The sequence below is a fragment of the Streptomyces sp. NPDC031418 genome (genome assembly GCF_055581605.1).
Genome location: NZ_JBVIJC010000009.1, coordinates 309,942 through 321,914 on the forward strand (window position 1 = coordinate 309,942; position 11,973 = coordinate 321,914).

An 11,973-nucleotide genomic window follows, 5' to 3' on the forward strand; every position below is an offset into this window, starting at 1 on the left:
ACGGGGTGAGAAGCGGGCGGCACGGGGTGGGGCAGCGGGGGTCAGGGGCGCCAGTGCGCCAGGACGCCCTCGTACAGCTCGGTGTCCGTCAGCTCGCGGGGGGCGGGGCCCGCGTGGAAGAAGGACGTGTTGCCGGTCTTCAGCTTGCGGAGGTAGTCGAAGGCCTTGTTGTCGTGCTCACCGAAGGCGACGAAGGAGAAGAAGAGGGCGGGGTACTTCTTCGCGGTCTCGGTGAGGGCCTGGGTGGCGGGGGTCTTCGCGTCCGGGGCGCCGTCGGTCTGGAAGACCACCAGGGCGGGGGTGCCGGCGGGGTGGTGGGCCGTGTAGTGGGCGGTGACGGCCTCCACGGCGGCGTGGTAGCTGGTACGGCCCATGCGGCCGAGGCCCGCGTGCACGTCGTCGATCTTCGTCTCGTGGTCCTCGGTGAGGGTGAGGTCGGTGGTGCCGTCGACCTCCGTGGAGAAGAAGACGACGTGGACCGTGGCCTCCGGGTCCAGGTGGGCGGCGAGGGCGAGGGTCTGGTCGGCGAGGGCCTGGGCGGAGCCGTCCTTGTAGTACGGCCGCATGCTCGCGGAGCGGTCGAGGACGAGGTAGACCTTGGCGCGGGTGCCGGTGAGGTTGGTCTTGGCGAGGGTGGCTGCGGCGGCGGTGTGGGCGGTGGCGAGGGAGTCTCCGACGGTTTGGCCGGGTTCCTCGGTTTCGCTCGCGGGGGTTTCGTCGCCGGGGGCGGGTGCTGCCTCGGCGGTGGTGCCGGCTGCCTCGGCTTCGCCTTCGGCGCTGGGTGCGGGTGCTGCTTCGGCGGTGGTGCCGGCTGCCTCGGCTTCGCCTTCGGCGCCGGCGTCGTACCCACCCGCTCCACCCGTGCGGCTTTCGTCGCCGGGTGCGGGTGCCTCCTGTGGGGCGTCCTCACCGTCGGCGGCTTCCGGCTCGTGCGCGGTTACCGGCGGCTGGGCCGCTGCGTCGGCCTGTGCTTCCGCAGGCGCCTCGTCGTCGGCCGGCACCACCGGCTCCGGGGCCGTCTCGCCGACGGAAACCTGCGGCTCCGCCTCCGCGGTCCCTTCCTCAGCCTCGGCCTCGGGCGCGGGCTCAGCCTCGGCCTCGACTGGAGCCTCCGTGTCGGCCTCCGCCTCTGCCGCCGCTTCGGCAGCAGTCTCCGCGTCGGCCTCCGCCTGCGCCTCGGCTTCTGCCTCGGCCTCGGCCTTGCCTTCGGCGTTCTCCTGGGTGGCCTCAGCTTCGTCTTCGGTCTTTGCCTCTCCGTCGGCTTCTGCGACGGCGCTCGCCTCTGCCTCCGCCTCTACGTCGGCCGAAGCCTCAGCTTCGGCGTCGGCCTGTGCTTCGGCCGCAGCCTCCGGCTTCGCCTCAGCCTCCGCCTCCGCCTCGGCTCCTGACCCCGGCTCCGCCTGGGCCTCAGCTTCTGCCTCGGGCGTGGTGTCTGCGTCCGCCGCTACGTCGGCCTCAGCCTCCGCCACCGCGTCAGCCTCCGGCACCGACTGTGCCTCGGCTTCGGTCTCAGGCTGCGCCTCGACGTTCTCCTCGGCCTCAGCTTCGGCGTCGGCCTGTGCTTCGGCCGCAGCCTCCGGCTTCGCCTCAGCCTCCGCCTCCGCCTCGGCTCCTGCCCCCGGCTCCGCCTGGGCCTCAGCTTCTGCCTCGGGCGCGGTGTCTGCGTCCGCCGCTACGTCGGCCTCAGCCTCCGCCACCGCGTCAGCCTCCGGCACCGACTGTGCCTCGGCTTCGGTCTCAGGCTGTGCTTCGACGTTCTCCTCGGCCTCAGCTTCTGCCTTGGTCGCAGCATCTGCGTCCGGCTCTTCGTCGGCCGCAGCCTCGACCTCTGCCTCGGCCTGTGCTTCGGCTGCAGCCTCCGCCTCCGCCTCCGCCTCGGCTTCTGCCTCCGCCTCCGGCTCCGCCTCGGTGGCCGCCTCCGCTTCCGTTTCGGCCGCAGAAGCCTCGGTCTTTACCTCGGCCTCAGGCGCAGCCTTGGTCTCGGCCTCAGCTCCAGCTCCAGCCCCAGCCCCAGCCCCAGCCTCGGTCTCTGCCTCGGCTGCAGCCTTGGTCTCTGCTCCCGCCTTGGTCTCCGCCTCTCCCCCTCCCTCTGCCTCGGCCTCCGACTCCGTACTCGGGTGCGGGATTTTGATGTTGTCGAAGGCTGCTGCCACCAGGTCGTGTTCTTCGGCGGCGTTGCGGGGTTCCGGGAGGGAGGGGGTCGGGGGTTCGGTTTCGGGGTGGTGGGGTTGCGTGGGGAGGTGGTCCGCTCCCTCTGCCTCGGCCGCGCGTTCCTTGCGTGAGCGGCCGAATGCGTTCCGCAGGAGAGAGAGAATGCCCATGTGCGCAACCCTTCGCATGAGGTGTGACCGTCGATCGCTGGCCAGGACGGACACGTAAGGTTAGCGAAGCGCTCAGTGCGGAGAAGCGATCGCCCGCGCCGCGGCGACCTCTTGTCGCAAGGGCTCCAGGACACTGTCGGGCGGGCCGGTCAGATCGGTGCGTACCGGCGTGAGCGTTTCGGCGTTGCGGACGCCCTCCGCCAGCTCGTGGAGTTGCCGGGCGACCTGCGAGATCTCCGCCGGGGACGGGGCCGGGGCGCCGTGCCGGACCCGGACCCGCGCCGCCGTCGTGGCGTCCACGATGCGTTCCACCGCCACCACCAGCGGCCACCAGGCAGCCGCACGCCGGCCGGTCGGCGGCGGTTCGGTCAGCGCCCGCTGGAACTCGGTGCGGATGGCGGAGAGGTTCCGGTACAGCCGGCGCCGCATCCGGGCCCGGGCCGCGGGGTCGGTGTCCGCGCCGAACGCCGTCTCCACGTACCGCGCGGTGTCCGCCACCGCGTCGGCCAGCCGGTCGCCGACCCGGGTGTGCCAGCTCTCCGGCCAGAGGAGATAGCCGGCGATAAGGGCGATCGCGCAGCCGAGCAGGGAGTCGGTCAGCCGGGGCAGCAGCAGGGCGGTGCCCTTGTGGTTGAGGATGTCGGAGAGCAGCAGGATGACCGGGGTGATGGCGGCCGTCTGGTAGCCGTAACCGCGCGGGGTGAGCGCCGGGATCAGCGCGGCCAGGACGAACATGACCGGGACGTCCCACCAGCCCAGCGGGACCTCCGCAAGCACCACCGCCGCGAGCACCAGCCCGGCCACCGTGCCGAGGGCGCGCAGCAGGGCCCGGGAGAAGACCGAGCCGAAGTCGGGTTTGAGGACGAAGGTGATGGTCAGGGCCACCCAGTAGGAGCGGGGGACCGGGATCAGGGACACCAGGGCCTGGGCGAGGGCGATGCAGACCGCGAGGCGTACGCCGTAGCGCCAGGAGTTGGCGGACAGTACGACGTTGCGGGCCGCCCGCGCGGTGCGGATGCGCAGGCCCGCCGGTCTGCCCAGCCGGTCGTCGATGCCCAGGGGGTCCACGTCGGGCGCGGTCACGACCTCGGCGGTGTGCCGCAGCGCGTGGTCCACCGCGCGGGCCGTCTCGGTGCCCGGGACCGGCAGGGCGAGGGCTATCGGGCCCAGGTAGCCCGTCTCGACGGCGTGCGCCAGGTGGTGGACCGCCTCGGGGATCGCGGGCGACAGCGGCACCCCCGTGAGGTGGGCCGCGGGGGCCGCCTCCACCACCGGGGTGATCGCGTTCAACTGGGCCAGCAACCGGGCGAGTTCGCCGCTGCGGCCGTGGTGGCGGGCGCGCCGGGCGAGGATCAGGTCGTACGACTGGTTCAGTGACTGGGTGACGGCGCGCCGGGCCTCGTCGTACTCCTCGTAGCGGTCCGTGCCGGAGACGGCGAGGAGCGCGGCGACGGCGCGGTAGGTCGCCGCCACCGCCGAGCGTTCCGGCACGCCCGAGCGCAACGGCCAGGCCAGCAGGGCGAGGAGCAGCACCAGCAGGCCGCCGCCCGTCATCAGGGCCGGGGCCACCCACCAGGGGCGGGGCAGCGGCAGGCCCGCGCCGACCACGCAGTTCAGCAGGAGCAGCAGCCCGGAGACGGAGGCCACCGCGCCGATGGTGGAGATCATCCCGGAGACGAGCGCGATGCCGGTGACGGCGGCGACGGCGTACCAGCCGTGCCCGTACACCAGCGCGCCCAGCGTCACCCCGACCGCGCCGAAGAACTGCGGGATGGCGATGTTCAGGATGCGCATCCGGTAGGCGTCGGCGGTGTCGCCGATGACGCCGGACAGGGCGCCCATGGAGGCGAGCGCGCCGTAGGCCGGGTAGCCGGCCGCGAGGCCGAGGGCCAGGGGCAGGCTCATCGCGACGGCGGCGCGGGCGATCGCGGCGCGGTTCAGCGGTGCCTGCTGGGGTTGGAGGTTCCGCACCAGCCAGTCGGGAGGCGTGAGGCCGATGGGGAACTCTCGTGGCATGCGCCCATTATGGAGGGATTGCGGCGCTCCATCCGTGCTGCTGACCGTGCGTCTATCCGTGCAGGGTCACGTCCACCAGCAGGGCCCGGTGGTCGCTGCCCGCCACCCGCAGGAAGCGGGCGTCGGCCGCGGTGAACGTGCGGGAGAGCAGGACGTGGTCGATCTGGACGCCGATGACGGAGGCGGTGCGGGACGGCCAGCTCGCGGTGCGGTCGTGGCCGGCCAGCCGGGCCGCGTCGGTCAGCCGGCCGGCGTCCAGGATGCGGCGGAAGGCCGCGTGGTCCTGGGTGGCGTTGAAGTCGCCGGCGAGGATGGTGGGGGTGTCGGGGTCGGCCGCGGCGAAGGCGCGCAGCCGGCCGAGTTCGCGCTGCCACAGGGGCACCTGGCCGGGGAGCGGCGGCATGGGGTGGGCGAGCTGGACCCGTACCGGGTGACCGTGGATGTCGGCGACGGCGCCGGGCATGCCCATGGTGCCGGGGACGCCCGCGGTGGGCCGCAGCGGGAAGCGGCTCAGGAGGAGCGAGCCCCGTGAGCCGTCGGCGGCGACCGCGCGGCGGTAGCGGTAAACGGTACCGACGTCGTGTTCCAGCGTGGCCTGACAGGTGTACTCGCACTCCGCCACGAAGACCAGGTCCGGATGGCGGGCGCGGATCAGCGGGACCAGTGCGGGGGCGCCCCGGCCGAACTCGACGTTCGAGGTGAGCACGCGCACGGTGGCGAGGGGCGGCCCGCCGGGGTCGGCGGTCTTGCCGTACGGCTCCAGGTACCAGGCGAGCAGGCCGAGTACGGCGACCCCCCACACCAGCCCCGGCCACCAGCGGCCGAGCAGCGCGCACAGCAGGGCGAGGGCCGTCGGCAGCAGGAACCAGGGCAGGAAGGCGAGCAGCTGGGGCACCGGCGTGATGCCGTCGGTGTCGGCCACCCGGCAGCCGACGACCACGCTCACCCCGGCGAGCAGCACCCCGGCGGACCAGATCGCGAACCGCCGCCCGGGCCGTCGTCCGGAGCCGGGAGCAGGGCCGGGGTCGGGGTCGGGGCCGGTGTGCGCGGACACGGCGCCGAGCCTACGGCCGCCCGCCGGGCCGCGCCAGAAAGCCGGACCCCCTCCGTCTCCAACCCCGGCCCCGGAAGGACGGACTTCTCAGCCGTCCACCCGATCCAGGAACGCCCCCAGCACCCGGTTGAACTCCTCCGGGCACTCCAGGTTGGGCAGATGGGCCGCGCCCGGGACGACATGCAGCTCGGAGTCGGGGAGGGCCGCGTGCATGGACTCGGCGTCGGACACGGGGGTGTAGGTGTCGTCGGCGCCGACCACGACCAGCGTCGGCGCCTTCACCCGGGTCAGCAGGGGCCGGTAGTCGGGCCGTTCGGCACGGCCGCGCAGGGACGCGGCGGCCCCCTCCGGAGCGGTGGCCGTCATCATGTGGTGGACGTGCGCCTTGACCTCGGGCCGGGCGTACGGCGCGACCATCTTCTCCAGCACCTCGTCGGCGTACCCCCGCATCCCCTCGGCGAGCAGCCGCTCGGCCATCGCCGCGCGGAATTGCCGGCCCTCGGCGGTCTCGGGGGCGGGGAAGGTGTCGGCGAGGACCAGGCCCCGGATCCGGTCCCCGAAGCGGTCGTGGCACTCCATGACGATCTGGCCGCCCATGGACAGCCCGGCCAGCACGAAGCCGTCGACGCCCAGGAAGTCGAGGAGTTCCCCGATGTCCTCGGCGTGGCGGGAGAGCGGGACCGTGCCGGGGGTCACCGGGGAGGCGCCATAGCCGCGCAGATCGGGGGCGATCACCCGGCGGCCGGCGGAGAACTCCGTCAGCTGCGGCTGCCACATCGTGCGGTCGAAGGGGTGGCCGTGGACGAGGACGAGCGGCACCCGCGACGCATCGGCGGGGCCTTTGTCCTCATATGCGAGGAAGGGGGGCATGTCATCGACCCTAGGTGCCCCAACTCCTCGGTGCAATAAGATCTTTGCCCTCGGTGCAATCCCCGTCTGCGGGGGAGTGGGGGGCGGATGGACGACTACCGGCGGATCGCCGACCGGATCGCCGGTGACATCGCCGAAGGCCGGCTGCGGCCCGGTCAACAGCTGCCGCCGCAGCGGGCGTTGGCGCGCCGGCACCGGATCGCGCCCTCGACCGCCGGCCGGGTGTACGCCGAACTCGTGCGCCGGGGACTGGTGGTGGGCGAGGTCGGACGCGGGACGTTCGTCCGGGCCACCGCGCCGGACGGGCAGCCGGGGCACGCCCTCGTCGAGGCGGCGGCCGGGCGGCCCGGGCTGGTGAACCTGGAACTCAACTACCCCGTCCTGCCCGGCCAGGCGGAGCTGCTGGCCGCGTCCCTCTCCGCCCAGCTGCACCCGGACGCCCTCGGGCAGGCGCTGCGGCCGGCCGCCGTCGCGGGCACCCCGGCCGCCCGGCAGGCGGTCGCCGCCCTGCTGGGGCGGAGCGGGCCGCGGACCGGCCCGGAGCGGATCCTGTTCACCGGCAACGCCCGCCAGGCGATCGCCGCCGGGCTCGCCGCCCTGGTCCGGCCCGGCGGCCGGGTCGGGGTGGAGCCGCTGACGTATCCGCTGGTCAAGGAGATCGCGGCGCGGCTCGGCCTGGTCCTCGTACCGCTCCGGGCGGACCCGGAGGGCGTCCTGCCCGAGGCCGTCGCCGCCGCCCACCGCAGCGCGCCGCTGTCCGCCCTCTACCTCCAGCCGAGCCTGCACAACCCGACCGCGCGCACGATGGGCGAGGACCGGCGGCGGCAGCTCGCCGAGACCGTCCACAGGCTGGGGATGCCGGTGGTCGAGGACCGGATCTGGTCCTTCCTCCAGCCGGGCGGCCCGCCGTCGCTCGCCGCGCTCGCCCCGGGGCTGGTGTACCAGGTCGACGGGCTGTCCAAGCGGGTCGCGCCCGGCCTCACCATCGGCTTCATCGTCGTACCGGAAGGACCGGAAGGACCGGAAGGACCGGAAGGACCTGAAGGACCGGAGGGGCCAGAAGAGGCGGAAGGACCGGGAGGGCCGGGAAGACCGGCAGGGCCGGGAAGGGCGGCGGTGGCCCGGGCCATCCGCTCCGGCGGCTGGAACGCGGGCGGCTTCGCGCTGGAGGCGGCCGTACGGTGGCTGGAGGAGGGCCTCGTGGACCGGCTGGTGGCCGCCAAGCGGGCGGACGCGCGGCGGCGGCACCGGCTGCTGGTGCGGGAGCTGGCCGGGTTCGCCGTACGGTCCGACCCGGCCGCCTGTTTCGCCTGGTGGGAGCTGCCCGCGCCCTGGCGGGCCGACACCTTCACGGCCGCCGCGTGGGCGCACGGGATCGCGGTGACCCCGGGTACGGCCTTCGCCGTCGACCCGAGTCACACCCCGGACGCGGTCAGGCTCGGACTCGCGTCGGAGCCTGAGCCGGTGCTGGCGCGGGCGCTGCGGACGCTCGCCGCCGTCGCACGGGGCGGACCAGCGGCAGCGGGGGCAGATACCGGGTCAGCCAGGCCGTGACGGCCACCGCGAGACCGACGGCGAACAGCAGCCAGGCGACGGTGCGCAGGGTGCCGGTCAGGGCGTCGTAGACGGCCCCTGCTGCCGGGTGGGGGACATCGGCGGGCAGGTCGGCGAGGGTCAGACCGCGGCCGACGCAGAGGGCGAGGCCGAGCAGGGCGCCGCCCAGGGCCGTGCCCAGCGCGGTCGCGGCGACGGCCCGGCGGCGGTGGACGGCCAGGGCGATCCCGGCGACGGCGAAGGCGACGGCCGCCACCGGCAGCCAGAAACCGGCGACTTCGAGCACGTGGAACCCCTTCCGGAGCGCCGCCAGCCCGTCCGCAGGCAGCACGGCGACCGCCGTGTGCTCCACCGGGATGCGCGCGGCGAGCGGCACATGGTCGTGCGTGAGCTGACGTTTGACCTGGTCGGTGACGGGCGCGAAGTCGACGGTGACGGGACGGTCGTCGTCGTCCTCCGGGTCGTCGCGCAGCGCCCGCAGAATCGCGTCGTGGGTGACCCGGTTGCCGGTGTCCCAGGCCAGCCGGAAGGCCTCGGTGTGGGTGAAGGAGCGCACCGCGTCGCGCACGAACGGGCGGACGGAGGGGACGGGGGCGGCGGAGCGGCGGCCCCGGCCGACGTTCAGCTGCTGGTCCACCTCGTGCACGATCCCGTCGCCGACGGTGTCCGCGACGGCCTCCCGCACGTCCGGGTCGGCGGCGAGCGGGGCCATCGCGGTGACGTACCGGCCCGTGTCGGTCAGCCCGTACGCCGCCCAGGCGGCCAGCGCGCCGAACGGCACGAGGAGGCAGGACAGGGCGATCAGTACGGCCGACAGGGCGCTCCTCAGGTGTGCGGACACGCTTCCAGGCAACGGCCCGCGGCGGCCGGGCGCGAGCGGAGTGACTGCATTCGGGGGACCGGCGGTGCCGGTGCTCCGCGGGCCTTCCGGTGGAGGGCTCACCCGAACGGGTGTTTCCTGGAGTTGGTGAGGGACGAAAAGGGGAGCGCGTGGGCCCCGGCCGTCAGCAAGGCCGGGGCCCACGCGCATGCCGTGGGGCGAAGACGGGCTCAGCGGATGCGGCGGCCGAACGCGTCCTCGCGCGTGTAGTAGCGGTAGAAGAACACGCCGAACGTCACGCCCGCGACCAGCAGCGAGATCAGCACCGACCGCCAGATCGAGTGCCCCTCCTGGCTGTACAGGAAGCCGAACGCGCAGCCGACGAACGCCGTCCACAACAGGGCGTGGATCTCCCGCGGCATCCGCGGGGCAGCGGTCAGCAGGGCGTAGAGCAGCACCGCGAACACGAGGGCGCTGGCGAAGCCCAGCAGCAGGTTCCAGCCGGTGACGGGGCCGCCCTGGCGGTTGTCGGCCGCGACCCAGTAGCCGTACACCAGGCCGAGGACGACCGGTACGGCGAACCGCCCGACGCGGTGCGTCCGCGCGTCGAAGACGTCGGGTGGCCGGTGGACCGCCTCGGCGGCCCGGCCTTCCAGCTCGGGTGTCCGGCCGGGACGGGACATGCCGCCGGGCGCGGGTGCCGCGTGAGCCATGAGAGTGCTCCTCTCTCTCCTCGCCCCCGCCTTCCAGGGCACACCCGGGGGCAGGGCCCGGCAAGTCGGCCAGGAGAGTGACGAGTGCCCCGGCGCGGCGGGGCCGAAGCGTCGTGTGACGCGGGGCGTGCGGCCGAAGCGGCTCGTGATGCGGGGCGTTCGGGGCCGTGTTTCGCTGAGGGGCATGGAGGGCTGCCCGCCGTGACCGACGTCGTGACGGACACCGGGAGGGGCCCCGGCAGGGACGACGGTTCGGTCGTGGAGTACGGGCGGCGCCGCCCGCTGCTCCGGATCTGCGGGCGGAGCGTCGCCTGGCTGGTGCCCCTGCTGCTGCTCGTCACCATCGTGCTGCTGGACTTCAACACCCCCGAGCGGTTCCGGATGATCTCCTGGATCGTGCTGGTGCCGAGCACGGCCGCCGCACTCTGCGGGGTGTGGACGACGGCCGCGTACGCCGTGCTGGCGGTGATGACGTACGTCGCCGTGGACAGCGCCTGGCCCGGGCAGTACCAGGCCGGTCCGGGCGACTTCGGGCTGGTCGCCCTCGGCGGCCTGCTGGCCACCCTGGCGGCCGCCGTACGGCTGGGCCGGGAGCGGCAGGCCCTGCACATGCGGGACATCGTGGAGACGACCCGGCGGACCGTGCTGCGCCCGCTGCCGGCGCGCTGGGCGGGCCTCGACCACGCCGGGGTGTATCTCGCCGCCGACGTCGACGCCCGGGTCGGCGGCGACTTCTACGACATCCAGCCCGGCCCGCACGGCACCCGGGTCCTGGTCGGGGACGTCCAGGGCAAGGGGCTGGCCGCGGTGGAGACGGCGGCCGCGCTGCTCGGCACGTTCCGCGAGGCCGGCTATCACGAGCGGGACCTCACGACCGTCGCCGAACGCCTGGAGATCCGGATGCTCCGGCACCGCTCCCACACCGCCGCGCTCGGCCGGGACGACGGGGACCGGTTCGCCACCGCCGTGCTCATCGGCTTCCCCGAGGACGCCTCCGGCGCGGTCGACGTCGTCAACTTCGGGCACGAACCGCCGCTCGCGGTCGGCCCGCGGGGGGTGCGGGAACTGCCCGGCGGGGAGGGGCTGCCGCTCGGCCTCGCCGAACTGGGCGCCGGGCTGCCGCCGGTGCGCCGGGTGCCGCTGGCCGCCGACGAGACGCTGCTGCTGGTCACCGACGGGGTGACCGAGGCCCGCGACGACGCCGGGGACTTCTACGCGCTGGTCCGCGAACTGACCCGCGCGGTCGCCGAGGAGCCGCGCCGCACCGCACCCGGCCGCCTGGTCCGCCAGGTCCGCGACGGCGTGCTGCGGCACAGCGGGGGCCGGCTGGAGGACGACACGACGGTGTTCGCGGTGTGCCGGACGGTGGCGGAGCCCGAGGTGGAAGAGGGGGCGGAAGAGGGGGAGGAATAGTCGCCCGGCCTGCCGGGGTGCGGCGACAGCGGTTACGGTGCTGGCTGGAGAGGCGGAACCGAGGGGTGGGGAGGGACGATGCCCGGAACCGTGCTGCTGCTCGCGGCCGCGCCGGTCGGCCGGGGGCGCCTGGTGGACGCGGCCGGTGTGCTGCCGGTCCTCGCGGCCGTCGCCCCGCATGTGCTGGCCGGCACCGACACCGCCCATGTGGTGGAACTCGTCGACCCGCTGGAACCGCAGGCCGTGCTGACCCGGCTGCGCGCCGCCGCGGCCGCGCCGGGCCCGCTGACCGTGTACCTCACCGGACAGCTGACGCTGGACCGCCGCCAGCGCCTGCCCCATCTGGCGCTGGCCCGCACCACCCCGGCCACCGTCCGCTACACCGCGCTGCCCTGGCACTGGATCCGCGAGGAGCTGCGGTTGCGCTCCGCCGCGGACACCGCGCTGGTGGTGGACCTGCACGCGGACGCGGAGGCGTGGCGGTACTTCGCCGAGCACGGCCTCGACTGCGGCCCGAACACGGCGGTGTACGGCCGTCTCGCCCCGGCGTCCGGCCGGCGGAGGGCGGCGGAGGCGTCGTACATGAAGGCGGTGGCGACCCTGCTGCGCAGCGGCCACCGGCCACCCCTGCCCCAGCTGCACGAACAGGCCTGGGCCCGCACCGAGCCGACCCCGGGCCACGCCCTCTCCCTCTCCACCGGGCAACCCGCATACACCCCTTACGACACTCCCCCACAGCCTCCGGCCCCCGCACCCCCCGCACCCCGGGAACCCCGGGAAACCCCTCCCCCCTCCGATCCGCACGCCGATATCAGTGCGGCGGTTCGGGCCGGGCGGCATGAGGTGGCGGAGGCCCTGGCCGAGCGGTGTGCGGCTGCCGCCGTCCAGGTGCACGGGGCCGGCTCCGAGGAGGCTCTGCACTGGGCCGAGGTCCGGGCCGACCTGGCCATGCTGGCGGGGGACGCGGAGCGCAGCTGCCGGGCGTGGCTGGCGATCGCCGGGGCGCGGTTGACCGCCGGGCAGGCGCCGGACGCGCCGGCCGTGGAGGCGGCCGTCGACCGGGCGCACCACCAGTGGGGGCAGCTCACGGATCCGGCGCAGGTGCGGGAACTCGGCGCCGCGCTCGCCGGACTGAGGGCCCGGGTCCCGGGCCGCCGGCAGGGTGCGCTGGAGAACGTCCGGCAGCAGCTCAGCCAGCTCCAGACGCTCTGA

The 11,973-nt window shown here is 74.7% G+C and carries 8 protein-coding genes; 3 read left to right on the plus strand and 5 right to left on the minus strand.

Annotation, left to right across the window (positions count from 1 at the left end):
- Nucleotides 1-41: 41 nt before the first annotated feature.
- The 4 genes from ACZ5CZ_RS15820 to ACZ5CZ_RS15835 form a co-directional block, all read right to left on the minus strand.
- Nucleotides 42-1,715 carry a VWA domain-containing protein gene (locus tag ACZ5CZ_RS15820; RefSeq protein WP_468943121.1) on the minus strand — a complete coding sequence of 558 codons (1,674 nt, stop codon included), beginning with the start codon at nucleotides 1,713-1,715 and terminating at the stop codon, nucleotides 42-44.
- A 678-nt stretch (nucleotides 1,716-2,393) separates the two neighbouring features.
- Nucleotides 2,394-4,337, minus strand: coding sequence for an FUSC family protein (locus tag ACZ5CZ_RS15825; protein ID WP_385841658.1), 1,944 nt, complete (start codon nucleotides 4,335-4,337; stop codon nucleotides 2,394-2,396).
- 52 nt (nucleotides 4,338-4,389) lie between these two features.
- Entirely contained in the window at nucleotides 4,390-5,391 is a 1,002-nt protein-coding gene (locus ACZ5CZ_RS15830; RefSeq protein WP_468943059.1) for an endonuclease/exonuclease/phosphatase family protein, read from the minus strand.
- A gap of 87 nt (nucleotides 5,392-5,478) precedes the next feature.
- Complete coding sequence (locus ACZ5CZ_RS15835; protein WP_468943061.1) at nucleotides 5,479-6,261, minus strand: alpha/beta fold hydrolase; 783 nt, start codon at nucleotides 6,259-6,261, stop codon at nucleotides 5,479-5,481.
- An 87-nt stretch (nucleotides 6,262-6,348) separates the two neighbouring features.
- Between ACZ5CZ_RS15835 and ACZ5CZ_RS15840 the strand changes: the two genes are divergently transcribed.
- Nucleotides 6,349-7,815, plus strand: coding sequence for an aminotransferase-like domain-containing protein (locus ACZ5CZ_RS15840; RefSeq protein WP_468943064.1), 1,467 nt, complete (start codon nucleotides 6,349-6,351; stop codon nucleotides 7,813-7,815).
- A gap of 1,050 nt (nucleotides 7,816-8,865) precedes the next feature.
- On the opposite strand, the gene ACZ5CZ_RS15845 is transcribed toward ACZ5CZ_RS15840, so the two are convergent.
- Nucleotides 8,866-9,348: a hypothetical protein gene (locus ACZ5CZ_RS15845; RefSeq protein ID WP_385841662.1), complete on the minus strand. Its 483-nt coding sequence runs from the start codon at nucleotides 9,346-9,348 to the stop codon at nucleotides 8,866-8,868.
- Nucleotides 9,349-9,561: 213 nt separating this feature from the next.
- Between ACZ5CZ_RS15845 and ACZ5CZ_RS15850 the strand changes: the two genes are divergently transcribed.
- Nucleotides 9,562-10,761, plus strand: a complete 1,200-nt coding sequence (locus ACZ5CZ_RS15850) for a PP2C family protein-serine/threonine phosphatase (protein ID WP_468943123.1) — start codon at nucleotides 9,562-9,564, stop codon at nucleotides 10,759-10,761.
- A gap of 78 nt (nucleotides 10,762-10,839) precedes the next feature.
- Nucleotides 10,840-11,973, plus strand: a complete 1,134-nt coding sequence (locus ACZ5CZ_RS15855; protein ID WP_468943067.1) for a hypothetical protein — start codon at nucleotides 10,840-10,842, stop codon at nucleotides 11,971-11,973.

Bases quoted from the DNA above. Each gene is read 5' to 3' on its own strand.
- ACZ5CZ_RS15825 (WP_385841658.1), bottom strand. From the start codon at position 4,337: ATGCCACGAGAGTTCCCCATCGGCCTCACGCCTCCCGACTGGCTGGTG.
- ACZ5CZ_RS15835 (WP_468943061.1), bottom strand. From the start codon at position 6,261: ATGCCCCCCTTCCTCGCATATGAGGACAAAGGCCCCGCCGATGCGTCG.
- ACZ5CZ_RS15840 (WP_468943064.1), top strand. From the start codon at position 6,349: ATGGACGACTACCGGCGGATCGCCGACCGGATCGCCGGTGACATCGCC.
- ACZ5CZ_RS15845 (WP_385841662.1), bottom strand. From the start codon at position 9,348: ATGGCTCACGCGGCACCCGCGCCCGGCGGCATGTCCCGTCCCGGCCGG.
- ACZ5CZ_RS15855 (WP_468943067.1), top strand. From the start codon at position 10,840: ATGCCCGGAACCGTGCTGCTGCTCGCGGCCGCGCCGGTCGGCCGGGGG.